The sequence below is a fragment of the uncultured Aureimonas sp. genome, from assembly GCF_913775355.1.
In the GTDB taxonomy this organism is placed as follows: domain Bacteria; phylum Pseudomonadota; class Alphaproteobacteria; order Rhizobiales; family Rhizobiaceae; genus Aureimonas.
Genome location: NZ_CAJYIU010000288.1, coordinates 1 through 24,288 on the forward strand (window position 1 = coordinate 1; position 24,288 = coordinate 24,288).

At 66.2% G+C, this 24,288-nt stretch carries 27 protein-coding genes and 3 tRNA genes; 19 read left to right on the forward strand and 11 right to left on the reverse strand.

Annotated elements, in window-relative coordinates:
- Positions 1–18: 18 nt before the first annotated feature.
- The 3 genes from QZ753_RS17540 to QZ753_RS17550 are packed head-to-tail and all read right to left on the reverse strand — an operon-like array spanning position 19 to position 1,357.
- Entirely contained in the window at positions 19–660 is a 642-nt protein-coding gene (locus QZ753_RS17540; RefSeq protein WP_294645501.1) for a hypothetical protein, read from the reverse strand.
- Between the two features lie 8 nt (positions 661–668).
- Positions 669–923: a hypothetical protein gene (locus QZ753_RS17545; protein WP_294645503.1), complete on the reverse strand. Its 255-nt coding sequence runs from the start codon at positions 921–923 to the stop codon at positions 669–671.
- Positions 920–1,357: a hypothetical protein gene (locus QZ753_RS17550; RefSeq protein ID WP_294645504.1), complete on the reverse strand. Its 438-nt coding sequence runs from the start codon at positions 1,355–1,357 to the stop codon at positions 920–922. The genes QZ753_RS17545 and QZ753_RS17550 overlap by 4 nt, the downstream gene beginning before the upstream one ends.
- Between QZ753_RS17550 and QZ753_RS17555 the strand changes: the two genes are divergently transcribed.
- The 7 genes from QZ753_RS17555 (at position 1,352) to QZ753_RS17585 (ending at position 5,621) form a co-directional block, all read left to right on the forward strand.
- Positions 1,352–1,852 carry a hypothetical protein gene (locus tag QZ753_RS17555; protein ID WP_294645505.1) on the forward strand — a complete coding sequence of 167 codons (501 nt, stop codon included), beginning with the start codon at positions 1,352–1,354 and terminating at the stop codon, positions 1,850–1,852. The genes QZ753_RS17550 and QZ753_RS17555 overlap by 6 nt on opposite strands.
- On the forward strand, positions 1,849–2,733 hold the full coding sequence (locus QZ753_RS17560; protein WP_294645507.1) for a hypothetical protein: 885 nt from the start codon (positions 1,849–1,851) through the stop codon (positions 2,731–2,733). Before QZ753_RS17555 ends, QZ753_RS17560 begins: the two co-directional genes overlap by 4 nt.
- Positions 2,730–3,158: a hypothetical protein gene (locus tag QZ753_RS17565; RefSeq protein ID WP_294645508.1), complete on the forward strand. Its 429-nt coding sequence runs from the start codon at positions 2,730–2,732 to the stop codon at positions 3,156–3,158. The genes QZ753_RS17560 and QZ753_RS17565 overlap by 4 nt, the downstream gene beginning before the upstream one ends.
- Before the next feature lie 3 nt (positions 3,159–3,161).
- Positions 3,162–3,506: a hypothetical protein gene (locus QZ753_RS17570; protein WP_294645510.1), complete on the forward strand. Its 345-nt coding sequence runs from the start codon at positions 3,162–3,164 to the stop codon at positions 3,504–3,506.
- Between the two features lie 660 nt (positions 3,507–4,166).
- A complete protein-coding gene (locus QZ753_RS17575; protein WP_294645512.1) occupies positions 4,167–4,766 on the forward strand; it encodes a DUF4376 domain-containing protein in 600 nt (199 codons plus the stop codon).
- On the forward strand, positions 4,754–5,140 hold the full coding sequence (locus tag QZ753_RS17580; protein ID WP_294645514.1) for a hypothetical protein: 387 nt from the start codon (positions 4,754–4,756) through the stop codon (positions 5,138–5,140). The genes QZ753_RS17575 and QZ753_RS17580 overlap by 13 nt, the downstream gene beginning before the upstream one ends.
- A 130-nt stretch (positions 5,141–5,270) precedes the next feature.
- The gene (locus tag QZ753_RS17585) at positions 5,271–5,621 is read left to right on the forward strand and encodes a DUF1353 domain-containing protein (protein WP_294645515.1); all 351 of its coding nucleotides are present in this window, start codon (positions 5,271–5,273) and stop codon (positions 5,619–5,621) included.
- Here QZ753_RS17585 and QZ753_RS17590 read toward each other — a convergent pair.
- A complete protein-coding gene (locus tag QZ753_RS17590) occupies positions 5,606–5,824 on the reverse strand; it encodes a hypothetical protein (RefSeq protein ID WP_294645517.1) in 219 nt (72 codons plus the stop codon). The genes QZ753_RS17585 and QZ753_RS17590 overlap by 16 nt on opposite strands.
- A gap of 150 nt (positions 5,825–5,974) precedes the next feature.
- Here QZ753_RS17590 and QZ753_RS17595 point away from each other — a divergent pair, with 150 nt between their 5' ends.
- Positions 5,975–7,276 carry an SGNH/GDSL hydrolase family protein gene (locus QZ753_RS17595; RefSeq protein WP_294645519.1) on the forward strand — a complete coding sequence of 434 codons (1,302 nt, stop codon included), beginning with the start codon at positions 5,975–5,977 and terminating at the stop codon, positions 7,274–7,276.
- A gap of 75 nt (positions 7,277–7,351) precedes the next feature.
- Here QZ753_RS17595 and QZ753_RS17600 read toward each other — a convergent pair whose 3' ends face one another.
- The 3 genes from QZ753_RS17600 to QZ753_RS17610 form a co-directional block, all read right to left on the reverse strand.
- Entirely contained in the window at positions 7,352–8,470 is a 1,119-nt protein-coding gene (locus tag QZ753_RS17600; RefSeq protein ID WP_294645520.1) for a calcium-binding protein, read from the reverse strand.
- 644 nt (positions 8,471–9,114) lie between these two features.
- The gene (locus QZ753_RS17605; protein WP_294645522.1) at positions 9,115–9,270 is read right to left on the reverse strand and encodes a hypothetical protein; all 156 of its coding nucleotides are present in this window, start codon (positions 9,268–9,270) and stop codon (positions 9,115–9,117) included.
- 482 nt (positions 9,271–9,752) lie between these two features.
- Positions 9,753–9,947, reverse strand: a complete 195-nt coding sequence (locus QZ753_RS17610; RefSeq protein ID WP_294645524.1) for a hypothetical protein — start codon at positions 9,945–9,947, stop codon at positions 9,753–9,755.
- 187 nt (positions 9,948–10,134) lie between these two features.
- Between QZ753_RS17610 and QZ753_RS17615 the strand changes: the two genes are divergently transcribed.
- Positions 10,135–10,338 (forward strand): hypothetical protein, encoded by a 204-nt coding sequence (locus QZ753_RS17615; protein WP_294645526.1) that lies wholly within the window; start codon positions 10,135–10,137, stop codon positions 10,336–10,338.
- Positions 10,339–10,639: 301 nt separating this feature from the next.
- Here the strand turns inward: QZ753_RS17615 and QZ753_RS17620 are convergent, their stop codons facing one another.
- Positions 10,640–10,966 (reverse strand): hypothetical protein, encoded by a 327-nt coding sequence (locus QZ753_RS17620; protein ID WP_294645528.1) that lies wholly within the window; start codon positions 10,964–10,966, stop codon positions 10,640–10,642.
- Between the two features lie 295 nt (positions 10,967–11,261).
- Here QZ753_RS17620 and QZ753_RS17625 point away from each other — a divergent pair, with 295 nt between their 5' ends.
- The 4 genes from QZ753_RS17625 (at position 11,262) to QZ753_RS17640 (ending at position 13,072) form a co-directional block, all read left to right on the forward strand.
- Positions 11,262–11,486 carry a hypothetical protein gene (locus tag QZ753_RS17625; protein WP_294645530.1) on the forward strand — a complete coding sequence of 75 codons (225 nt, stop codon included), beginning with the start codon at positions 11,262–11,264 and terminating at the stop codon, positions 11,484–11,486.
- Entirely contained in the window at positions 11,483–12,025 is a 543-nt protein-coding gene (locus QZ753_RS17630) for a lysozyme (protein ID WP_294645532.1), read from the forward strand. Before QZ753_RS17625 ends, QZ753_RS17630 begins: the two co-directional genes overlap by 4 nt.
- Positions 12,025–12,468: a hypothetical protein gene (locus tag QZ753_RS17635; RefSeq protein ID WP_294645535.1), complete on the forward strand. Its 444-nt coding sequence runs from the start codon at positions 12,025–12,027 to the stop codon at positions 12,466–12,468. The genes QZ753_RS17630 and QZ753_RS17635 overlap by 1 nt, the downstream gene beginning before the upstream one ends.
- Positions 12,469–12,649: 181 nt before the next feature.
- On the forward strand, positions 12,650–13,072 hold the full coding sequence (locus QZ753_RS17640) for a hypothetical protein (RefSeq protein WP_294645536.1): 423 nt from the start codon (positions 12,650–12,652) through the stop codon (positions 13,070–13,072).
- Between the two features lie 399 nt (positions 13,073–13,471).
- Here QZ753_RS17640 and QZ753_RS17645 read toward each other — a convergent pair.
- A tRNA-Ile gene (locus tag QZ753_RS17645) sits at positions 13,472–13,544 on the reverse strand.
- 141 nt (positions 13,545–13,685) lie between these two features.
- On the opposite strand from QZ753_RS17645, the gene ade reads away from it, so the two are divergent.
- Entirely contained in the window at positions 13,686–15,392 is a 1,707-nt protein-coding gene (gene ade, locus QZ753_RS17650) for an adenine deaminase (RefSeq protein ID WP_294645538.1), read from the forward strand.
- A gap of 382 nt (positions 15,393–15,774) precedes the next feature.
- Here the strand turns inward: ade and QZ753_RS17655 are convergent.
- Positions 15,775–15,851, reverse strand: a tRNA-Pro gene (locus QZ753_RS17655).
- Between the two features lie 139 nt (positions 15,852–15,990).
- Between QZ753_RS17655 and QZ753_RS17660 the strand changes: the two genes are divergently transcribed.
- The 5 genes from QZ753_RS17660 (at position 15,991) to QZ753_RS17680 (ending at position 22,806) form a co-directional block, all read left to right on the forward strand.
- Positions 15,991–16,065, forward strand: a tRNA-Gln gene (locus QZ753_RS17660).
- A gap of 230 nt (positions 16,066–16,295) precedes the next feature.
- Positions 16,296–17,291, forward strand: a complete 996-nt coding sequence (gene iolG / locus QZ753_RS17665) for an inositol 2-dehydrogenase (RefSeq protein WP_294645541.1) — start codon at positions 16,296–16,298, stop codon at positions 17,289–17,291.
- A 179-nt stretch (positions 17,292–17,470) separates the two neighbouring features.
- Positions 17,471–19,039: a Re/Si-specific NAD(P)(+) transhydrogenase subunit alpha gene (locus QZ753_RS17670; RefSeq protein ID WP_294645542.1), complete on the forward strand. Its 1,569-nt coding sequence runs from the start codon at positions 17,471–17,473 to the stop codon at positions 19,037–19,039.
- A gap of 13 nt (positions 19,040–19,052) precedes the next feature.
- Positions 19,053–20,489: an NAD(P)(+) transhydrogenase (Re/Si-specific) subunit beta gene (locus QZ753_RS17675; protein ID WP_294645544.1), complete on the forward strand. Its 1,437-nt coding sequence runs from the start codon at positions 19,053–19,055 to the stop codon at positions 20,487–20,489.
- A gap of 187 nt (positions 20,490–20,676) precedes the next feature.
- Positions 20,677–22,806 (forward strand): bifunctional diguanylate cyclase/phosphodiesterase, encoded by a 2,130-nt coding sequence (locus QZ753_RS17680; RefSeq protein ID WP_294645546.1) that lies wholly within the window; start codon positions 20,677–20,679, stop codon positions 22,804–22,806.
- On the opposite strand, the gene QZ753_RS17685 is transcribed toward QZ753_RS17680, so the two are convergent.
- Positions 22,769–24,199 (reverse strand): PLP-dependent aminotransferase family protein, encoded by a 1,431-nt coding sequence (locus QZ753_RS17685; protein WP_294645548.1) that lies wholly within the window; start codon positions 24,197–24,199, stop codon positions 22,769–22,771. The genes QZ753_RS17680 and QZ753_RS17685 overlap by 38 nt on opposite strands.
- Positions 24,200–24,288: the final 89 nt, after the last annotated feature.

Below are 24,288 nucleotides of genomic sequence, written 5' to 3' on the forward strand. Positions count from 1 at the left end.
CATTTCAGGCGGACGAGATCAGAGCGGCGATGGCCCAGCCACAGGCCGAGCGCGTAAACGAGGCGCGGCGTCGAGCCGATCGGCCAGCGTGTCTCGTACTTCTTCAGTTCTTCGTCGGTCCAGGCGCCAGCCCTTGTAGCTCGGCACCCACTTCAGCTTGAACGTCGGGTCGGACTCGATCCATTCCTCGTCCATCGCCGCCACGATTAGCCGGCGGATCGCCGTCAGCATGTGCTTCGCCTTGTGCGGCGTGGCGGCATGCTCTGACAGGATGATCTTCGCGTGCCGGCGCTTGAAATCGGAGACCAGAACGTCGCGCCACAGCACCTCGGCATCTGGTGCGACGCGCGAGATCAGAAACATCTCGGTAAGGTGGGTATTCTTGGAGTGCGTGGCCGCGCTCAACGCTTTCCACTCCGGCGACGTCTTCACCAGTCTCCATGCGGCGCCAAACGATTTCGGGCGAGCTGCCCCCGGGAGCGGCGTGATAACCGCTAGCTTCGGATCATTGCCGTGGAGTGCTGCGCGATAGCGCGCCTCGAACTCCGGTTCGCCCGGCTTCCCGCGAAGCGAGATCGTCTTGCCCTCGCGGCGGAAGCGCCAGCGGAGCTTGCCGCGGCTGTCGGTGTAGCTCGAGAGGAAAGGGCGCTCTAGTTCCATTCCCGACCCTATGCCGAGCGACGGCTCCGCGCCAATAGGGCGTCGATCTCGTTCACGCCGCCTTCCTCAGGAAGATCGCAGAATGCTGCTTCGATCGACAGCCGGTTCCAGATGCGCCGACGCCCGATCAGCTTGGGCTTTGGCATAGCTCCTTCGGCAACCATCTCGTCGAACTTCGTCACACCCACGCCGATGTGGCGGGCTGCCTCGTCGCGAGACAACCCAAGCGGCGGGTAGCCACGGTCATCATGTAGGCGACTCATGCTCCCGACCTCCGCTTTTTCCCCTTCTTGAACCAGACCGCCGCCAAGGCTCGCCAGAGCGGGACAGAGTGCGTCGCTCCGAACGCTGCCGCTTCGCGCTGCAACGCGCCTCCCTGACTTCGTACGAGGCCGGGCAGGGCATCAACGTCGATCGAGCCGTACTCGCCCTCGGTCAGCAGCAGGTCCACCGCCTTGATGTGGTCGGCCTTGATCGGCGCAAGCCCAGCTTTCGCCAGGAGTTGCAGCACCGTCCCGGTGTGGATTGGCCCATCCTTCGCGTAGAGCGTCGCGAGCGCATTGACCGCAACGGTGTCGTTCTCGTCGAACCGGTTCCCGCTCGGCTGCGAAGTGCGAATCCTCACGCCGGCCTCGGCGCATATCTGCTCGAGCGCGACCGCCTCCCGCTTGCCCGCCGTCACCGCGGCAGCGTGCATCTGAACCGCAGTCATGCCCAGGGGCAGGGCTTCGCTCGTGCGGCGACGCAGGATCTGGGAGCCGGTGTGCCGACGCGCTCGGTGACGGTGCGCTACGCCCATGCGTTCACGACGCTCTCCGACGAGGACCTGAAGAACGTCGCGGCCACCGACGCCTTCCGGTCCATCGCGAAAGAGGAATGGCGGCAGGTGAAGGTCGAGAGCGAGGCGAACAAGGTCCTACACCCGAAGGGCCCGGAGCTTGTCTTCGACACCTGCCTGACGACGGAGGCAGACGCCCGCACCGAGGCCGAGCGGCTGCTCGCGATCTACGGCACGCGGCGCGACCTCTTCGCCTTCGCCGTATCCAGCGAGAAGGCGGCGACGCTCGACCTGAACGACCAACTGACGCTGCGCATCGACCGCTTCGGCATGGCCGAGGGGCGCGCGCTGCGGGTCGTGAGCCTGACGCAGGCCTACGAGAAGAAGCAGACCCTGATCGAGGCGATCGGATGACGGCGCACTGCCTGTTCCTGCACCCCAACCTCAGCGACCGTCCGCAGGGCTCACGTCCCGGCGCGACGTTGTCGGGCGGCAGCTGGGTCCTGCCGCTGACGAACCTTCAGGAGCGCGAGCTTTCCGAGGTGGCGCGCTCGGCCAGCGCCCGCCCGACGGACACTCAATTCGACGTCGACTTCTCCGCCTTCGGCGAGATCCGGGCCGTCGTCCTCGTCAACCATAACCTGTCGGTCACAGCACGGCTGCGGGTGACGGCCTGGTACGAGGACGGGTCCTACTTCTCGCCGTCGTACCGTGCCGAGTTCGACGCCTATCCGACGCTCGCCTACACCGAGGACCTGCCCTCAGAGGCCGAGAACTGGTGGGACGGCAAGCCGCTGACCGCTGACATCGAAGGCTTCACGCAGAACGCCATCCATATCCTGCCGGAGCCCTCCTTCGCGCCGCACTGGCGGATCGAGATCCTCGACGACGGCAACCCGGCCGGGCACATCGACATCGGCCGTCTCTGGATGGCGACGGGCTGGCAGCCCACGCGCAACCCGGCCTATGGCGCAGGCCTGCGCTACGAGGACGAGACCACAATCGAGAAGGCGCTCTCGGGCGCCGAGTTCTTCGACGAGCGCGAGCCATTCCGCGTCTTCAACATCGCCTTCCCCTTCCTGCCCGACCAGGAGGCGCTTCAGCGCGGGCTCGAGCTTGAGCGCCGCGCCGGGACCAAGGGCGAGATCTTCTACATCCACCGGCCCGACGACGCGCAGAACCTGACCCGTCTCAGCTTCCTCGCCCGGCTGCGCGTGCTGAACCCATGGGAGCAGGTGGCCGCCTTCGACGCGCGGGCCGCCATCGCGTTCGAACTGAAGGAACTGATGCCATGAACCTGACACCGGAAGAGGAAGCCGAGGCAAACCGGCTGGCGACCGTCTACAACGAGCGCCCGTTCGACGCGCAGACGAACCCCGGCGGATTCGGGCGCGGCGGCAACTCGGCAATCGGCCTGTTCATCAAGTCGCTGCGCGACATGGTCGGCTTTGGCCGCGGCGTGGTGCGCGTCGCAACCGAGGCGCTCGCTGCGATCACGACGCAGGCCAACCGCTTCTCGGCGGCGGTCGCCGCGATCGAGGCGGGCCCCGTGACCAGCGTCAACGGCAAGACCGGTGCCGTCGTGATCGACCTGTCGGAACTCTCGGCCGACGTGACCGAGCAGCTGGCCGAGGTCCAGGCGACGCTCGATGGCGTCGTCGCAGAGCAGGCGTCGGCCGCTCGCCATTCCCGCGCCTACGCGCGCGCCTTCGGAGACTGACCCATGTCCGATACCAAAGCCATCGGGGGCTTGTCCCTCACGACCTCGCTGCAGACGCTTGTCACGAACACGGCCGCGGATGCCAAGGTTCGGACCTACCAGCTCGACTTCGTGAACATCGACGGCGTGAACCCGGCCGACATAACGCAGTGCATCTGGATCGACAGCGGCGCCTCGAACGCGCAGCGACCGATCCTGCCGGTCAATACCACCATTCGGCCGGGCGGGGACGGGGCTCGTTCCCGTGAGTGGATCCTAAACCCCGGCGACAGTATCCGGGTCTCGGCGTCTGCGGCCGGCGACATCTACGCCACTGTGCTGCAGGTCTACGAGGAGCCCGCGACGTGAGGGCGCTGCGATCGGGGCTGCGAAACCCCGTCCTCCGCCCTGACGCGGCCGTTGGCTGACCGCAGCCGCGCATCACCTGGGCGACGTCGACGGATGACGCCTTCACCGCTCCCTACTCGGGCGAGTACCTCGTCGGCGTATGGGGTGGCGGCGGAAATGGCACAAACAACACGTCGCCCAGCGCAACTGCCTCGGGCGGGAGCGGTGGCCTTGCCGTCCGCCGAATTTTTCTGCTCGCCGGGCAGACGGTCACGGCCAGGCCTGGTGGCTCGCCCTCCGTCACGCTCAACGACGGAAGCACGATGACGGCGACCAACGGCACAAGCGCTAGCGGCGCGACACCTGGGGCAGGCGGTACGGCAACGGGTGGCGACATCAACCTGCCTGGCCTTGCCGGCAGCGCTCCTGGCGTCGATGGGAAAGCGGGAACGGGCGACGTTCTGGTTCCCGGTGGCAAGGCGGCTGATGGCTACGCCGGCGCTCCCAGCGCCCCGAGCTCGTGGCCATTCGTCGGCGGGCGCGGCGGGAAGGGTGAAGCCGTCTCCGATCGCGTCGAGTTCACGGCCGCGGGGGCTGTGCCGGGCGGCGGCGGCGCTGCCTGCAAGGGAAGCCTCCGGAACCAGGGCGCGCAAGCGCAGGTCCGCATCTTCGGGTACTGACATGATCGACCTCTACCGCCGCAACGACGGCCCGCCGCAGTCGCTGCCCGCTGTCGCCTACACCAAGGACGGCTTCTCACGCACCGACCTAGCCAATCAGCCCGACAGCCGGCGCGAGCTCGGCTTCGTGCTGTTCGGATCCTATGACCCGAAGACGAAAGCCGTCGTGAAGCGGGGCGACGGCTATGCCATCGTGCCAATCGACCAGGCGGGCGACCCGGACCCGGCCGACATTCCAAAGCTGATCGACGCCGAGCGCGACCGGCGCATCGATCTCGGCATCACCTTCGCCGGCAAGTTCTTCCAGACGGCCGACCTCGACCGCGAGCGGATCGACCGGTCGCGCATCTCGGCGATGGCCGCGCTGATGAACGGCGTCCAGGAAGGCGACCTGCGCTGGCACGGCCTGCCGGTCGACTTCTTCTGGATCGCCGCGGACAACAGCCGCGTGCCGATGGATTCGCAGACGATGGTCGCCTTCGGCAACGCCGTCGCCGCGCGCGAGGGCGTGATGATCGTCGCCGGCAACGACCTCAAGCGCCGTATCGCGGCCGGGGAGACGATCCCCGATATCACGGGGAACTCGCTATGGCCGGCGTAGACCTGCGCAACGTGACCTTGCCGATCGGGCTGTTGCGGCACGCCCTCGTTGACGACATCGGCCCCGCCTGGCTGCGGCTCGACGGAAAGACCGAGTATCAGCGGGCCATGTATCCAGACTTCGTGGCGAAGGCGGCGAAGCTGCCCTGGTTCCTTGCGGGCTCGACGGCTGCGACGTTCAAGCTGGTGAAGGTGCCGGCGGGGACGGCGACGGTCGCAAGTGGGTTCGACAGCGCTGCGGGCGAGCTGGTTGGATCCGACAAGGTGACGCTCACGCTCGCCAACCTGCCGGAGCATGATCACAGCTACATCGACGACACGGCACTGCCACCGCGGGCAAGGCCGGGCTCGTCACCGGTCTCCTGCCGCTGCTGATGGGGCTCACCGCCTCGTCGCCGCAGAAGACGACCGGCAAGGCTGGCAAGGCGACGCCCGATGCCGTGCCAATCAAGCCGCCGGGGTTCACGGCGCACCTCTTCGTCTTCGCGGGACGGCCTCGAGGCTGATGGGCGCCTACACCGACGCGCTGATCGTCTTCGAGCGGCTGGACGGCACCCGGTATCGCCAGCACGGCCGCACAAGCTGGGAGCTCGGACACAAGGGGTCCGATCACTGGGAGCATGTCGAGGACGGCACGGTCTTCGACGTCTCGATCCCATGGCCGCTGCGCTGGATCTTCGATCCGCACGATCCTCGGTATCTGAAAGCGGCGGCGCTGCATGACGAGCTGCTGCGCCGAGGCTTCGATCGCGTGACGGCGGCCGGAGCGTTCAACGAAGCGCTGAAGGCGGACGGCGTGTCGGCTGCTCGCCGCTTCGCGATGACCGCGGCGAGGGCCTTCTACCACTGGTCCTGATTGCCGACGTCCTCGAGAGTTTCCAGCAGGTGGAACAGTTCCGTAATGAACCCGGTCGGCAGGTTTCGCTGTCGTGCCATGACCTCGGCCGCCTGAAGCTTGGCGATCACCTCGGCTGCATTGGGCGTCGACGATACCAAGATGGCGATGACGAGGCGAAGCCCGTCGATCCGGGCTCCGAGCTCTTCGAGTTCCTCATTCATGCAGGTCTCCTGGCCGTTGGCGCCACGAGCGCTGTGCGCGAACTGATGGGGCTCTGTTTGTGATCGTCCTCTAGGCCAAGCGCCTGCACACCTTTCCGTTCCAATTCCCCGGCGCCCATGAGGCGCCTTTTTCATGAGGTGGACCCTTTCATGGCCCAGTCGTCTCGCGTTCGTCAGAACAAAGTCGCAGCCGCTTCCTACATCGGCGCCGGGATCATCACCCCTGGCGCGGGTGGCGGGGGGCTCACCCGTCGTCTGATGGGGCAGGGACGAGCGTTCGGCGACGGTCTTGCGGGGCGCAAGTCCGATGGCACGGTCAACAGCTTCAACACCGACAAGGGCTACTATACGCCGGTCGACATTCCGAACCCCGCGCCGATCTACGCGGGCTTTGTCATCGCGGCAGCCGGGTCGGTCGACGTGCCGAACGTCGTCGAGTACCACACCGTCCTCTATCCGCAGGGGGGCGGAACCCCGATCGATTTCTCGGGCGGCCTTTTCGACGTCGCGTCCGGCACGGTCATCGCCAAGCCCGCACCGAAGGCGGGCGTCACAATCCCGGCCGGCTTCCATCGCGTGCGCACCTTCGGCAAGGTGCCTTCGGGCGGCTTCTTCTACTACACCGGCCGCTTCCGCACGAACGCCTCGACCGGACACGGCGTCGGCGAGGTCGGCGTCGATCTGGCGGACAAGGCGACGGGCGGCACGATCTCATCCCAGGCCATCAACCTACCGATGACATTCCTCGGTTTCGAGGGCGATGCGCCGGCGGGGCACCGGACGATCGCGGTCGCTGGCGATAGCAACTCGGAAGGGATCGGCTACGGCGCGACGCCGCGTGGCATCGGCGGCGGCATCCTCGCCGCGCACCTGGAGCCGCGCCCGGTCTCCTACATCCAGATCGGGCGCTCCGGCGCCGGGCCGATCGCCATGCGCAACGGCTACGCCAAGATCGCGGCGTTCCTAGCGGCAATCGGCGCAACCGACTGGTGGTGCCACGCGGGGACGAACGACTACTACGGTTCGAACGTCAACGCGACGAGCGAGAAGGCCGTGATGAAACAGCTTCTCGACATCGTTCTAGCGGCCAATCCGGGGATCAAGACCTGGTGGGCGACCATGCCGCCGATCGCGGCAATCGCAGGGAGCCCAACGCCGGCGACCGCGAGCAATCAGTCCCGCCTGAACTCGGGGACAACCGGCGGCTACGACACGGACGATCGCCGGCTGGTGGTCAACGACTGGCTGCGCGCTGGCGGTCTCGTCGGACTCACCGGCTACACGGAACACGCCTTGCCGGTGCAGCGCTCTGATGATCCGTACAAATGGACCGACGACAGCTCGCGGGACGGCCTGCACTACTACAACACCGGGGTCGCCACAAGCGGCGGGGGTGCGGTCCTGGCGGCTCTGGCCTTGGCCAATCCGCTCGGCTTACCGGCGGCCGCCTGACCGGAGCGCGTTGACCAAAAGAGGAAGACCGCCGGTTTGTCGCCGGCGGCCTTCGATCATTCGACATCGCGTCGATCAGGCGGTGAGCGAGAAATGGTCCGCGCTGAGGTAGGCGAGGTTCTTGCCGATGAAGGCGATATCCTGCGCTGCGTGAGCGCCAACGCCGTCATCGTCGTAGGACAGATTGCCGGTCGCCTTGTTGTAGATGACTTGGGCGTTGGTCCCGATCGCCTTGCCCGTGAAGTTCAGCGCCATCGCGTCGAACTGGCCATCATCATTGGCGTCAAGCGCACCGAAAGCGGTCTTCGACAGGGCGATCTTGTCGTTCTGGTCGAAGTCCCAGATCGAGTCCTTGTTGGCCGCTCCGAACTCGCTGAAGACGAACGTGTCCGCGCCGCCCTTGCCGTATAGGCTGTCCTTGCCAGCGCCACCGGCAATGATGTTGTTGCCGGCCGAGCCGGTGATCAGATTGGCGAGCGCGTTGCCGGTGCCGTTAATGTCGCCGGACTGGAGGCGCAGGTTCTCGACGCCCGCGCTGCGGTTCAGATCCTGGGAGGCGGTCGTCCAGATCGTATCAACGCCCGCGTCATTACCGGTTACGAATTCGTCACTGCTGTCGAAGACGTAGCCGTCGTCGCCGTTCGAACCCTTATACGTGTCGATGCCGCCACCACCGTTGAGCCAGTCGTTGCCGCTGGCACCAATCAAGCCGTCGCTGTGTGTGGAGCCGCTGATAACAAATCTTTCAATACTCGTTAGGACAGTGATTCCGCTTCGATGATGAAGCACAAAATCTGACATGACTTCGGTCATATAAAATGCTGGACCACGACCAGAATATTCTACTGTATCAATCCCTTCATCCCCTTCGATATAATGAGGCGGACTGATCAAATAGTGAAAAATAAAGCGATCGTTTCCATCTCCTCCTGAGAATCTTGAGCCTTCTACAGCAAAAGTATTATCCAAATTTCCGGTTGTTAAACTGATATTTATGATGTCGTTGCCGCCTCCAGCGTGAAACCAAACACTTTCAGCCCAAGTAGGAGCGAAAAGATCGTCTTCGTCGGTTCCGTCAATCCTGATGAGATCCCCCGAGACGGCGAAGAGTATCCATCGGTGTAGGTAGCCATAATCGAACTCTCCCGCAGCATCACATTCAATGTTGCGGACAGTCCTGTCACGCGGCAACACGCTTAGCAACGACACGAACGCGTGGCTTGGATTGATCCTTAACGTGCGTGGCTGATCTGCGTAGGCGCTGCCGGGCAGATACCGCCACCCCTGCCTCAAATGGCAGTTGGGCTACTACCGTCGGTCGTCGTTGGTGCAGCCTAAGCCCGCGTAAGCATCTCCGCTTTCAGCGGGCGATGCGCAGGCGCTGCCGGAGCGGATGAGTTCGGCGGCAAGATCCGCTTCGCCAACGAAGCACTGGGCGATCTTGCGTTGGTACGTTTGACCTTTAGCAATATCGTCGCAAGGGGTGCCTTCTCCGAATGGAATGCACCGCACCGACTTTCCAGCGATAAGCTCATTGAGGACATGGCTGTCACGCCGGAAGCGAGCGGCGCCGGACGCAGGGTCGTCGACGCCGCATAGGCGGAGGTAATGTGAACCAACGACAAGGCTGCTGCCGTCAATTGCTCGGGCGGATCCTGTGATCTCCGCCCCGGAAGCCGACCATGAGACGAGCATGGCCGTTGTGAAGGCGATCGTTCGCATAAGCATGTGGAGAAAGCCTTTGAGCCGCTATCGGCCCGGAGGCAGCATAGACGCATTCGAGACAGGCAGGTGATTAATCGCTTCAGCGGGTGTTCCCGCCGCTTCGATATCGAAGGCTAAGGGTAGCCTGCCTCGACGTCAGAGCCGATGTTTCCCGGCGTTGCAGGCTGCGGTGCTAGGGATCGAACAATCAGCGCATTGCCAATCTGATCTCCGTCATTCAAGCCGGCCAGAACAGCGATGACAATACGCTGCGCCTGCAACCGGCTCATCCCGTCATCCTGAACTTCGAATGCGAGACGTCGTACCAAATCATCCATGCCATACCTCAGCATCCTGTCTGGAAAGGTACGGATAGGTGTAGCGATTGGATGCAGCGCATCCGCTTTCTGATGCCTTGAAGCCGTACATGTAGGCATGGGTATTCCCCACGCCTGCCTCGAATGTCGGGGTGCTGATCGATCATCTTCGTCGATCAAGGGTCGAAACTACCTGCGCAATGTTCAGGTGCACATTCGCCAAATCTTCGAAAAACTCGCCGACGATCGGCAACGGCATATCCCCGGAGGCCGCTTGGTATCGAACGTGTTCGGCGGCTTGAGCTGTCAACTCAGCAAGCCGCCTACAAACCTCTGTGAATGGGGGTGATTGACTGTATTTCGTCACTGGGCCTCCCTATGCTTCTGACCGTTTCATCCGGCTCCACAGTTTTGCCGGTGAAGCTTCGCTTGCTGGGCTCGGACTGTAATTTGCACTAATTACGGGGATCGGCATCCGGCTGAAACCGCTTCTCCAGCTCGTTCATCAGCTTGACGACCCGTTCGCATTCTTCAAGCGACATTCTGGCCATGTATTTGCCAGATAGCGGCTGAAGGTCGCCGCCTTGATGGTCGATGACGTCCCAGAGGCCGCTGCCGTAGTGACGGATCGCATAACGAGAATCGGACACGACGCTACCCCTCGTCCCCCTCGTTAAAGCGATCCGCCCGGAATAAGCGGGGCCGGACGGATCTTCGCGCCGAGCCCGTAGGAGACGCAACACGACGCGATGCCGACAGAACGCGCTTTATTATGGACACTGTCAACGTAGCCAAGAAAATTAGGGCCGGGGATGCAATTCTGTGCTATCCACGGCAATGACAGAACACACGGACGAACGCGACGTCTTGCCTCGGCTGTGGTACCGTGCGGCGACAACTTCGCATCTTGAGGACAAGAAGTTGTTTCTCGAAGCTGCGAACCTCATCATGCAACTGCGCAATCTCTATGGGTTTGCGCAGGGCGTCGACGAAAAGGTCGCTTTCCAGCTTGGCATTCGCCCGAAGCTACGTGACAGCTAAACGCCGCTCTGGATCTGTCCAGAAGTGCGACCCGCTCGATCGAGTTAGGTGGGGCCGAGGATCGAGCGGGTCTTCGCTCCGGCCACCCAGGCTGCCGGAGCGAAGACGCTAGCTGCCGTTCAGCCAAGGCGGTGGCAACACCAACTCAAATGACGACCCATCCGTCTGAGCGTGCTCGAGCAGACGGATAGGTCTTCGCGCCGAGCTAGGTGGAGCACCACGCGATGAGCAATAAAATCGCGCGCTAGAAGATAGAGTCAACCCTGCATCAAATGGCGGCCTGTAAGGCCGCCATGAGTTCTCATATCGTAACAAGAAGGCCGACGGTCGCGATGCAGAACAGCGCGAGTAGGGCGCACATGCCAATCGCCGCCAGCTTCACCGGACGTCTCTGACGTCCAACCGTCAACCAAGTCCGCGTGTCCATCACAAGGGGAAGCATGCCGGTGACGGCTGCCGTGAGCCCGACGATGTTCCAGACGATGTGCGAGTCGATACGCCAAGCGATGACTGTCCACGGGATGCAGCAAAGCGGCAGGAAGAAGCTGGTCCAGTCGATGGGGGAAGCGCCGGCCGCCTTCGTACCTGCAGATGTCTTGTTCGGTGCATTCAATTGCTGGTTGCTCATGCCATTCTCCGATTGTGCGGCGGACCTATCACCCGCGCGTGATCGTCGAAACCGAGACGACATCACAATCGGCTGAGCTGCCGTAGGCGGCAGAGTCCCCTACAGAGAAAATGGCGGAGTGCTAAAACTATAATGGCGCCGGGTGCTTGGCGGCCCAGCGCCACTCGCTTGCCGGACCTACGCAACGCGCCCGACTGCTAGGTCATAGATGACCAAAGCCCGCTTAACGTTCCGTTTCCTATAGCCTTCAACGCCCGGCCATCGCGCCGGGCTTTTTCATGCCCGGAGAACATCCATGACCCTCGTCGCCAACTGGCGCCGGGTGCTTTCAAGCGCCTGGTCCGTCCGATTCATCGTCCTGACGTTCGCGCTGATCGCGCTCGACGTCGCGCTGCCTGCCTTCGAAGAAGGGCTCGGGCTTCCGCCTCGCACCTTCGCCGTCCTGTCCGGCCTCTGCTCCGCGGCCGCGTTCGTCGCGCGCCTCGTCGTGCAGCCGGCAGTCTCGGGAGTCGGCCAGTGAGCGCGGCCGGGAAGGGCGGGCGCGTAGCCCGCGTAAAAAGCCGCTATCTCGCCGGCGGCGCTGCCGGCGCCGCGCTACTGGCCTTCGCCACGACCTACGCGGCTGGCTGGGAGGGCACGAGCTCCAAGGCGTATCTCGACACGATCGCCCAGCCGCCGGTCTGGACGATCTGCCAGGGCGACACCTACGGCGTGAAACCCGGCATGGTCGAAACCAAGGCCGGCTGCGAGTTGCGCTTGCGCCGCCAGATCCTCGAGCACGAGGCGCGCATGCTCTCCTGCGCGCCCGAGCTGCTGAAGGCGCCCGGAGAAACCTACGTCGCGATCAACGACTGGGCCTACAACGTCGGTACCGGCGCGGCCTGCCGCTCGTCGCTGATCCGCAAGGTGAAGGCCGGCGATCTCGGCGGTGCCTGCAACGAGTTGAGCCGTTGGGTCTTCGCCGGCGGCAAGGTCGTGAAGGGCCTCGCCAACCGCCGTGTGAACGGCCTGCCTGGCCTCATCAGCGAGCGAGCGCTGTGCCTGCGAGGGCTCGGCTGATGGGGGCGCTTGAAGCGATCAAGGCGGCGATCGTCCTCGTCGTCGGTCTCGTGATCGGCTGGCTCGTGGCAGGGCTCTACGCCGAGCTCGTCTCGCTGCCGGCGGCGCGCGAAGCCGGGGCAGTCTACGAGCGCGGGATCTGGGAGGCCCGCCAGCGCGAGGCCGAGGCGAAGGCGGAAGCCGATCGCCGGGCGGCGCAATCACGCATCGATGCCATCGAGCGCGACTTCCATCAGCGCGAGGCCGAGCGCCTCGCCGAACTCTCCAACCTTGAAGTTGCCCTCGACCAGGAGGCCAACCGTGTCCCGATCCCGTCTGCCGCTGACCGCGGCGCTGTTGCTTGCCGTCCTGCCGTTCCTCGGGGCTTGCGCGACGCGCTCGACGGTATCGGTCGCGCCACGCCTCGCAACGATTCCCCAAGCGCTCCTGCTGCCGTGCGCTAACGCGGTGGCGCTCCCCGAGCGCGACCTGACGACAGCCGAGACCGTGCGGCTGTGGGGCAGGGACCGGCAAGCGCTCGGTGCCTGTCGCGATCGGCATTCGGCACTCGCGCTCTCGGTTGGGGAAATCCAATCCCAAGGCGTGCCCTGACGCATCCAAGCATACCCGAAAGGCATTCAGAGAATGAACCAGAACCAGGAGCCGGATATGCTCACGCGGTGGATCACCAACAACGTTGCCGTGCTGCTGACTGGTGCAATCCTCACCGGCGGCGGGATTGCGGGCTACACCAGCTTGCAGAACAAGGTCGAGTATCTCGACGCCTACCGTGAGGAGCGAACGAAGCTCGTCGACACGAAGCTCGCAGAAATCGGGGCAGCCGCTGCTGCCATGCCGAACCTCGTCTATCGCGTCGCCGCAGCTGAAGAGGCGCTGAAGGCGACGAACGCTCGGGTCGACGTGAGCCTGACGAACATCAGCGCACGTCTCGCCGAGATCAATCAGGGTCTCGGTTCGCTCTCGACCCAAGTAGCAGTCTTGACGCAGCGGTTTGATTTGTCGGGTCAAGACCGCCGTGCTGAGGCGCGTCCGCCATCGGCTCGCTGATCACGGCCAGCCGTAGGGGTTGTCCAGAAGGGAAGTAGAGGTTTGCATCCTCAGGCAGGCGGTCGGTTTGCCCGGTCGCCCGCAGATGGCGGACCCACTGCTCGGGAATGAGGCTCACCTCGATTCGGTTTTCCTCGCCGCACCGACCGCAGCGCAGGCGCGATGCGAGTTCGGATAGGGTCCGTTCGTCACCACCTCGCAGTTCCACCGGCTTCAGCCATTTTGGGTGCAGGCACGCGCTGCAGCGAACGTAGACGTTCACCGATCCGGCGCGCAGTTCGCCAAGCGTCGGCTCGGGCTTTTCGGTCGGATAAGTGACCTCTGGAGGCATGTGGCTAACAGGCTGGCTAACGCCCTTGGCTAACGCGTCTGCAAGAGCATGTTAAATAACGATCCGGGTGGGCCCGGCAGGACTCGAACCTGCAACCAAGCGGTTATGAGCCGCCGGCTCTAACCATTGAGCTACAGGCCCGACCCGGAGCCGCAGGCCTATCGCAAAGGCGGTGTCTTCTCAAGCCGGTCGCCGCGAAGACGGCGGGGGATTTCGCCGATCCACCCGGGCCGCTAGAGGTGGAAACCGGTCGGGCGGTCCGGCCGGGGATGAGGACACCTCATGGCATCCGACCTGTCGCACTGCATTTCCGCCGGCCAGGGCCTGCGGCCCGCCGATCTCGTCATCCGCAACGCGCGGCTCCTCGACCTCGTGACCGGTTCGGTGGACGAGACCGACATCGCCATCGTCGGCGACCGGATCGTCGGCACCCACGACCGGTTCGAGGGCGACCGGATCGTCGATGCGGCGGGTCGCTTCGTCGTGCCCGGCTTCATCGACACCCACCTTCACATCGAATCCTCGCTCGTCTCGCCGCTGGAGTTCGACCGGTTCGTGCTGCCGCGCGGCGTCACGACGGTGTTCTGCGATCCGCACGAGATCGCCAATGTCCTCGGGGCTGAGGGGATCGCCTATTTCGTCGCCTGTGCCGAGGCGAGCGTCATGGACATCCGCATCAACCTGTCCTCCTGCGTGCCTGCGACGCCGTTCGAGACCGCGGCGGCGCGCCTCGAGATCGATGATCTTCTGCCCTTCCTCGACCATCCGAAGGTCCACGGGCTGGCCGAGATGATGAACTATCCCGGCGTTCTCACGCAGGATCCCGGGATCCTCGCCAAGCTCGAAGCCTTCCAGGGGCGCCACATCGACGGCCATGCGCCGCTCCTCCGGGGCGCCGCGCTGAACGGCTATCTTGCGGCCGGCATCCGCACCGACCACGAGGCGACCGGCGCCGACGAGGCGATGGAAAAACTGCGGAAGGGGATGGCCATCCTGATCCGCGAAGGATCGGCCTCGAAGGATCTTGAGGCGCTGGCCGGTATCCTCACCGCCGACACCTCCGCCTTCGTGGCGCTCTGCACCGACGACCGAAGCCCGCTCGACATCGTCGAGGAGGGCCATCTCGACGCGATGATCCGCCGGCTGATCGCAAAGGGATGCCCGGTCCACCACGTCTATCGCGCCGCCTCGCTGTCGGCGGCGCGAATCTTCGGCCTGCGTGATCGCGGCATGGTCGCGCCCGGCTGGCGGGCCGATCTCGTGCTCCTCGACGATCTCGAGGACTGCCGCGTCTCGGACGTCGTGGCTGGCGGGCGGCTTGTGGAACCGGCCCTGTTCGAGGCTCGCCCCGCGGTCGAGCCAGTCGGCCTCGGCTCCATGAAGGCGCAACCCGTCCCGCCGGAGCGCTTCCGCCAGCCGGGTGCGGGGCTCGAGGCCGAGGTGCCGGTGATCGGCGTGAAGGCCGGCCTTCTCCTCACCGCGCGGCAGGCGGCGGTCCTTCGCGTGGCCGATGGGGAATTGCAGCCCGATACGGTCGAGGACGTCCTCAAGCTCGCCGTGGTCGAGCGCCATGGCCGCAACGGCAATGTCGGCCTCGGCTTCGTCAACGGGTTCGGCCTGAAGCGCGGCGCCATCGCCTCCTCGGTCGCCCATGACAGCCACAACATCACGGTGGTCGGCACCGACGCGCGCGACATGGCCGCCGCCGTCGAAGGCGTCATCGCGCGCGGCGGCGGCTTCGCGGTGGCCGACGAGGGCCGCGTCGTGGCGGCGCTTGCGCTGCCGATGGCGGGTCTGATGAGCCTCGAGCCGGTCGATACCGTCGTCCACGAACTCGAAGCGCTCGTCCGAGCCGCACGCGAACTCGGCTGCACGCTGCCTGAGCCCTTCCTGCAACTGGCCTTCCTGGCGCTCCCGGTGATCCCGCACCTCAAGCTCACCGACCGCGGCCTTTTCGACGTCGACCGATTCGCGTTCGTGGAGGCGTGAAGGGCAGGGGCCATCCCGCATCCGGGACGGATGGGCGCGCGACGTAGGGGTCGGACGAATAGGTTCTGCGGACGGCTCGAACGGAGGGGAGGTCGTGGCGCGGATGATGCGGCGGTGAGCCTGCCGTCCCACAGCCGCGATGGCGGCTCGCGGCTGGCGCCGGACGTTTCAGGCGTCGGGTGACTCAAACAGCAGGCGAGCGAGCTTATCGGACATGGCCGGGCCCCGAGCGCTGACGCCGGACGTGTGGAAACCGCGGCCCGCCAGAGACGCGACGCAACTCTCCTACGTGATCGGAAACCGAACGATGCAGCAATCTAGAGTATGGGTGGGGAGCGTCATCAAGGGCTTGTCGGGAAAGCCGCAGACGTTCCGAATTGGCTGGTCGGAGTGGCAGGATTTGAACCTGCGACCCCCTCGTCCCGAACGAGGTGCGCTACCAGACTGCGCTACACTCCGTGGCCGAGCGGGTCTATAGCGGGACGTGAGGACGCGCGCAACTGGATTCGCGTCGTTTTCGACCGCCTTTCGAACCACAGCCTCTTCCTTGCACGCCCGCGCGCGACGGACTATAGAGGCGCTCGCCGTCGGCGGGTTTTGGGGCGTAGCCAAGCGGTAAGGCAGCGGTTTTTGGTACCGCCATCCCCTGGTTCGAATCCAGGCGCCCCAGCCATCCTTTCCTCTTCTCCGAACAGAACGTCCGCGGTTCGCGTCGTTCGACCGTCCGCAGCGGAAGCGATCGCGGCTCGAGTCGCCGACACCCGCCCAAACCGTCTTCGTTGCGGGACGCGGTCGCAGGCCATTGCGCGCCCAACGGCTCGACACTAGACCGTTTGCCGGACGCGCCGGGAGGCGTGCGGGTGGAAACGTGCCGACGTGTCGGCCAGTCGAGAGAATCAGATCATGCGTGTTGCCTTGCTCGGTGCCGGTCGCATCGCAGAAGTCCATGCCCGCGGCATCAAGGGCGCGGGTGCCGAACTCGCCGGCGTCTACGATCTGCGCCGCGAGTCGGCCGAGGTCGTCGCCGGCCGGTTCGGCGGGCGCGTCTACGGCGACGTCGCCGAGGCGCTGGCCGATCCGAGCGTCGAGGCGGTGGCGATCGCCACGCCGACCGACACTCATGTCGACTACCTCGTCCAGGCCGTCTCCGCCGGCAAGGAGGTATTCTGCGAGAAGCCGATCGACCTGTCCGTCGCCCGCGCGCTCGAATGCCTCGACAAGATCGGGCCGGCTGCGGATCGCGTTCAGATCGGTTTCAACCGCCGCTTCGACAAGACGTTCGCCCGGCTGCGCGAGCGCCTCGCCGAAGGCGCGATCGGCAAGATCGAGAACCTCACCATCATCAGCCGCGATCCGGCGCCGGCCCCGATCGGCTACCTCGCCACGTCCGGCGGCATCCTGAAGGACATGGCGATCCACGACTTCGACATGGCCCGCTTCATCCTGGGCGAGGAGCCGGTCGAGGTGTTCGCGACGGGCTCGGTGCTGGTCGACCCGGCGATCGGCGAGGTCGGCGACCACGACAGCGTCAGCGTCGTCATGCGCACGGCGTCCGGCGTCCAGTGCCAGATTCTCAACTCGCGCCGCTGCGCCTACGGCTACGACCAGCGGATCGAGGCGTTCGGCGAAAAGGGCTCGCTGCGGGCCGAGAACCCGCTGCGGGACGAGCTGCGCGTCAATCTCGCCGATACCACCGACGCCCGTTCGGAGCTCTCGACCTTCTTCCTCGACCGCTATGCCGACGCCTACGCGGCGCAGTGGAACAGCTTTTTCGCCAACCTCAAGGCGGGCAACCCGCCGGCCGTCACCTTCCGCGATGGCTTGCGCGCGCTGGAGCTGGCCGAGGCCGGCAACCGCTCGATCGCCGAGCGGCGCGTGATCGAGCTTTCCGCTCGCTGAGGTCGGCGCCCGCCGGCTGCGGGCGGCACCGGCATGGCAGATCCCGCCGCGCGCCGCGCCGCCCGGCGGGGTTTCTTGCAGTGCAAGACGATCGTGCGACTGATGCAATTCAGCCGCAGCGAATCACTGGTGGACTGTTGCGGGACGGGCAATAGTCCGGCCGACAGGGGAGGGACAGGATGAAGTTCGGAGTTCCGAAGGAGCGCTTTGCTGGGGAGCGGCGCGTCGCGCTGACGCCCGAAAGCGTCGGTCGGCTGCAGAAGCTCGGCTATGAATGCCTGGTCGAGACCGGCGCGGGCGACGCGGCGCGCTTTTCCGACGCGGCCTTCGAGGCGGCCGGCGCGCGCGTCGTGCCCAATGCTGCGGCGCTCTGGGCGCAAGCCGACATCGTCGCCAAGGTTCGGCCGCCGGAGGCGGACGAGGTCGCCTTGGTGCGATCGGGCCAGATTCTCATCTCGTTCCTCTACCCCGCGCAGAACGCAAGCCTTCTGGAGGACCTGCGCGCCAAGGGCGCGACGGTTCTCGCCATGGACATGGTGCCGCGCATCAGCCGCGCCCAGAAGATGGACGCCCTGTCCTCGATGGCCAACATCGCGGGCTACCGCGCGGTGATCGAGGCCGGCAACCAGTTCGGCCGCTTCTTCACCGGCCAGATCACGGCCGCCGGCAAGGTGCCGCCGGCCAAGGTGCTGGTGCTCGGCGCCGGCGTCGCGGGTCTTGCGGCGATCGGCACGGCGCAGTCGCTCGGCGCGCAGGTGCGCGCCATCGACGTGCGGCCCGAGGTCGCCGAGCAGATTCAGTCGATGGGCGCCGAGTTCCTTTTTCTCGACTTCGCCGACGCGGCCGACGGTGCGGCGACGGGCGGCTATGCCGCGCCGTCGAGCCCCGAGTTCCGCGCCAAGCAGCTCGAGCTCTTCCGCGCGCAGGCTCCGGAGGTCGACATCGTCATCACGACGGCGCTGATCCCGGGCCGAGAAGCGCCCAAGCTCTGGCTGGAGGACATGGTCGCGCTGATGAAGCCCGGCTCTGTCGTCGTCGATCTCGCGGCCGAGCGCGGCGGCAACTGCGACCTGACGGTGCCCGACGAGGTGGTCGAGACGCCGAACGGCGTGCGCATCGTCGGCTACACCGACTATCCCAGCCGCATGGCGACCCAGGCCTCGACGCTCTACGCCACCAACATCCGCCACATGATGGACGACCTGACGCCGAAGAAGGACGGCGTGCCGGTTGTCGACATGGAGGACGACGTCATCCGTGGCGCGACGGTGACGCACGAGGGCGCGATCACCTATCCGCCGCCGCCGCCCAAGATCGCGGCGATCGCCAAGCAGGCGCCGAAGAAGGTCGTCGAGGAGACCGCGGCGGAGAAGGCCGCGCGCGAGGCGTTGACGGCCAAGAAGTCCGGCCAGCGTCAGGTCATGCTGCTCGCCGGCGGCGCGATCCTCCTGATGCTGATCGGGCTGACGGCGCCGCCGAGCTTCCTGCAGCACTTCGTGGTCTTCGCGCTGTCCTGCTTCGTCGGCTACCACGTCATCTGGAACGTCTCGCATTCGCTGCACACGCCGCTGATGGCCGTCACCAACGCGGTGTCGTCGATCATCATCCTCGGTGCGCTCCTGCAGGTCGGCACGTCCGGCTGGTTCGTCTCGTTCCTCGCCGGGCTCGCCATCCTGATGGCGTCGGTCAACATCTTCGGCGGGTTCATGGTGACACGCCGGATGCTCAAGATGTTCCAGAAGAGCTGAGGAGGTCGATCCCATGAGCCCAGGTCTCGTCGGCGCGTCCTATATCGTCGCCTCCATCCTCTTCATCCTCTCGCTCGGCGGCCTGTCGAACCAGGAAAGCGCCAAGCGCGCGGTCTGGTACGGCATCGTCGGCATGGCGCTCGCCGTCTTCGCCACGATCACCGGACCGGCCGTCGGCGCGCTCTGGCTCGTCGTGCCGCTGATCGTCGTCGGCGGGATCACCGGCGGCTGGCTCGCCGGTCGCGTTCAGATGACGCAGATGCCCGAACTCGTCGCGGCGCTGCATTCCTTCGTCGGCCTTGCCGCAGTCTTCATCGGCTTCAATGCCGATCTCGAGGCGGCGCACGTCGCCCACGCCATCGCCACCGGGACGGACCACCTCCTGACCGGCTTTGCCGCGACGCTCGCCACCAAGACGCCGGTCGAACTCGCGATCATGCGGGTCGAGGTCTTCCTCGGCGTCTTCATCGGCGCCGTCACCTTCACCGGTTCGGTGGTCGCCTACGGCAAGCTGTCGGGCCGCCTGGACTCCAAGGCCCTCGTCCTGCCGAACCGCCACGCGATCAATCTCGCCGGCGTCGTCGTCGCTCTCATCCTCGGCATCGTCTACTTCAACGGCGCAGGGCTCTGGACGCTGATCCTCGTCGCGATCCTCGCAGGCGCGCTCGGCTGGCACCTCATCATGGCGATCGGCGGCGCGGACATGCCCGTCGTCGTCTCGATGCTGAACTCCTATTCGGGCTGGGCGGCGGCCGCGATCGGCTTCACGCTCGGCAACGACCTCCTCATCGTCACCGGTGCGCTGGTCGGCTCGTCGGGCGCGATCCTGTCCTACATCATGTGCCGTGCGATGAACCGGAACTTCGTCTCCGTCATCCTCGGCGGCTGGGGTGGCACGAGCGGTCCGGCGCAGGAGATCACCGGCGAGCAGGTCGCGATCGACACGGACGGCGTCGCGCAGGCGCTGGACGAGGCGGACTCGGTCGTCATCGTGCCGGGCTACGGCCTTGCGGTCGCACAGGCCCAAGGGTCGATCTCGGAACTGACCCGCCGCCTTCGCGCCAAGGGCAAGACGGTACGCTTTGCGATCCACCCGGTCGCCGGCCGCCTGCCGGGGCACATGAACGTGCTCCTCGCCGAGGCCAAGGTGCCCTACGACATCGTTCTGGAGATGGACGAGATCAACGAGGACTTCCCCTCGACGGATGTCGCGATCGTCATCGGCGCCAACGACATCGTCAATCCGGCGGCCGAGGAAGACCCGAACTCGCCGATCGCCGGCATGCCGGTGATCGAGGTCTGGAAGGCGCGGCGCGTCATCGTGTCGAAGCGCGGGCAAGGCACCGGTTACTCCGGCATCGAGAACCCGCTCTTTTACAAGGAGAACACCCGCATGTTCTACGGCGACGCCAAGAAGTCGCTCGACGAACTGCTCAAGCAGATCGGCTGATTGCAGGCGTCGGTCAGTCCGACGTCGCGTTCAGGAAGGGCGGGCACCGAAGGGTCGCCCGCCCGTTTCATGTCGTATAGCCGTCGACGCGCGCTCCTCCTAAACCGGAGGTTCTGTTCCTGCGACTTTTTTTACGCTTGGCGTCTATCCTTGCCATCGGTCTGTGCCACGCCACGCGCGGAATACGATGGAAAACCAGAACGACGCATCTTCCGCATGGCTCGGCCGGCTCCGGACGCTGCACAGCAGCCAGTTCACGCAATGCACCGATTTCGCGCGGCGTGTCCTCTGCGCCTCGGCGGCAGAGATCCACATTCTTGACGGCGGCCGTCTGACGCTCGTCAACCGATCCGGCACCCCCGCCACACCCGATGGCTCCATCCTCGTCGAGCCGTGTGAGCTGCGGGAGGCGACTGACCTCCTGTTTCGCGACGTCAGGGCGTCGAGGGGACGCGGCCGCTTCCGGCAGCAGGTGGCGATCGCTGCGATCCGCCTCGCCGACGGGACGCTGGCGGGCTCGTTGTCGGCGTTCGTTCCGGCCGGGGCCGCTGACTTCGGCACCGTCGAGGGACGGGTGATGCGCGAGCTTGCGGCCTTTCTCGCCGAGCAGATCGAAAGCGCGCGCGAGACGCCCGGCGGACCGGGAGCTTCCAACTTCGACGGCATCGCCTCGACCTCGCCGGACGGCATCGTCGCCGCCGATGCGGGCAACACCATCGTCGCGTGGAACGCCGGGGCCGAGCGGCTCTTCGGCTATACCGCCGAGGAGGCGATCGGCCGCCCGCTCGACATCATCGTGCCGCTCGGCGACCGCACCGCGCACCGCGCGGGCGTCAAGCGCGTCGCCGAAGACGGGCCGGCGAAGCTCATCGGCCGCTCGATCAACCTTCACGGCCTGCGCAAGGACGGGACGCAAATCCCGATCGAACTCTCGCTGTCGCAGTGGATGGAGGGAGGCGAGCGTCGCTTCGGCGCGATCATCCGCGACGACAGCGCCCGACAGCGCCTGGAGGAAAGTCTCCGCGGCGCGACGATGCTCGATCACCTGACGGGCCTCGCCAACCGCGCCAGCCTCGACCGGCGCCTTGCGGCCCTTTCCGAAGCGGGCCGCCGGGTGACTCTGCTCCTGATCGATCTCGACGGCTTCAAGGAGGTCAACGACACGCTCGGGCATCTCGCAGGCGACCACGTCCTCGCCGAAGTCGCCGCGCGCCTGCGATCCCATGTCGTCGGCGGACAGTTCGTCGCGCGCATGGGCGGCGACGAGTTCGTGGTCCTGATGGAGGACGACGCGAACCCCTTGGCGGGCGCCTGGCTCGGTGAGTCGCTGATCGACGCGATCGAGCAGGCGATCACGATCGAGGACGCGATGGTCAGCATCAGCGCCAGCATCGGCGTCGCCTGTTCCAGCGGCGACGCGGCGGCGGACAGCCTCGTCGGCGACGCCGATCTCGCGCTCTACAAGGCGAAGCGCGGCGGGCGCGGGCGCACCGAACTCTACACACCCGATCTTCGGCTGAAGCTCGTCGAGAAAGGTCTTGCACGCACCGAACTCGCCGCCGCCTGGGCCGGAGACCAGTTCGAACTCTACTACCAGCCGCAGATCTCGCTGCGGAGCGGCCGTCTCTGCGGCGCGGAGGCGCTCCTGCGCTGGATCCATCCGCGGCGCGGCGTTCTTGCGCCGGGCGCCTTCCTGCCGCTTCTGGAAGCCGACGCGCTGGCCATGTCGGTCGGCGGCTGGATCATCGACGAAGCCTGCCGTCAGGCGGCCGAGTGGCGCGCCGGGCCGTTCCCCGATTTCCGGATCGCGATCAATCTCTTCGCCTTGCAGTTCAAGTCGGGCGACATCGTCGGCGAGGTCACGCGGGCGCTGGAGCGCCATGCCCTTCCGCCGGAGGCTCTGGAACTCGAGATCACCGAGAACACGATCCTCAAAACCGACGAGCGGATCCTGAAGCAGCTGAACCGGCTGCGCGAGATCGGCGTCGGCCTCGCCTTCGACGACTTCGGCACCGGCTTCGCCTCGCTCAGCATGCTGCGGCACTACCCGGTGACGAAGATCAAGATCGACCGGTCCTTCGTCAGCGGCGCCGACGTCTGCGAGCGCGATCGCGCGATCACGCAGGCGCTCGTGCAGATGGCGCACGGCCTCGAGATCGAGGTGATCGCGGAAGGGATCGAGACCGTCGAGCATCACGCGCTGATGCTCGGGCAGGGCTGCGACATGGGCCAGGGGTATCTCTACAGCCGCCCCGTCAACGCGCGAACGTTCCGCGCTCTCAGCGCAGCGATGCCGACACTTCGGGCGGCGGGCTGACCGGAAGGCCCGTCCGCATGAGGCTCTGCTCGATCGCCTCCCAGACGCTGGGTGAAGTCATCTGCGCGGCGTTGAAGCGCATCATCGACCTCGCGGTGCCCGACGGGCTGAACACGTCGCCGGGTGCGAGCACGATACCCTGGCCGGCGACACGGCGCGCGAGGTCGGTAGCGTCGACGCCGCCCGGCATCTCGCACCACAGGCCGAAGCCGCCGCGCGGCACGGTCCAGGGCCGGAAGCCGAGACCGTCGAGGCGGCGCGCGGTGTCCCGACGGGCCTTCGCCAAGCGGCTTCGCACGCCTTCCATGTGCCGGTGGTAGCCGCCATCGGCGAGAACCTCGTGTATCATTCCGGCCGACAGGGGGCTCGCGGCGCCGAACTGCGTGGCGATCTGGAGGTCGGCCAAGGTCTCGATCCATTCCGGCCGCGCCGCGATGTAGCCGCAGCGCACCGACGCCGACAGCGTCTTGGAGAAGGAGCCGATCCGCAGCACACGCTCCAGCCCGTCGAGGAGGGCGAGGCGTGGGGACGGCTCCGGCTCGAAGTCCGCGAAGATTTCGTCCTCGATGATGGCGACGTCGTGGGCGGCGGCCGCCGCAAGCACGCGGTGCGCCATGGCGGGGGAGAGACTGGCGCCCGTCGGATTGTGGATCGCCGCGTTCGTCACGTAGAGGCGGGGCCGAAGCCGGGCGGCCCGTTCGGCGAAGACGGCGGCATCGGGGCCGGCCGGCGTCATGGGGATGCCGACCACCTCGACGCGGTGCACGGAGAGAAGCGCGCAAAAATTGAAGTAGCAGGGGTCGTCGACGAGAACCGTGTCGCCCGGCTTCAGGAGGAGGCGGCAGATGAGATCGAGCGCCTGCGTTCCAGAGCCGGTGAGGAGGATCGCGTCCGGCCCGACGTCGAGCCCCTCCGCCGCGAACTGCCGCGCCAGGAGATGCCGCAGCGGCGCATGGCCGCGCGAGGGGCCGTAATCCGTCAGCATCGCGTCGTCAGCCGTCCGGGCGGTGCGGCGCATGGCGCGCCGCAGTGCGTCGGTCGGCATCCAGTCCGCCGGCAGCCAGCCGCATCCGGGCTTGGCGACCTGCGCATCGGCATCGAGCGACTGCCGCGACACCCAGAACGGATCGATGGCCCGCTCGGCATCGCTGCGGGCGACGGAAAGCGGCCGCGGCGCGGAGCTTCTCGCGACGAAGAACCCCGAGCCTGCCCGCGCCCGGACGATGCCCTCCGCCACGAGCCGCTCATACGCTTCCACCACGGTCGAGGGCGACACGCAGAGGCTGGTCGCGAGCGTGCGGATCGAGGGCAGCCGTTCCCCTGCCGAAAGCTTCCGCGCGGCGATCCGCTCGCGCACCGCCTCCATCACCGATTCGGTGCGCCGTCCGGCCATCACTCTCCGCTCCCCCAACCGTATCGGTCGCATCACCCATACGGTTCTGGTCGATTGTATGCCTTCGTGTCTGGCCTCGCTAGCTGGCT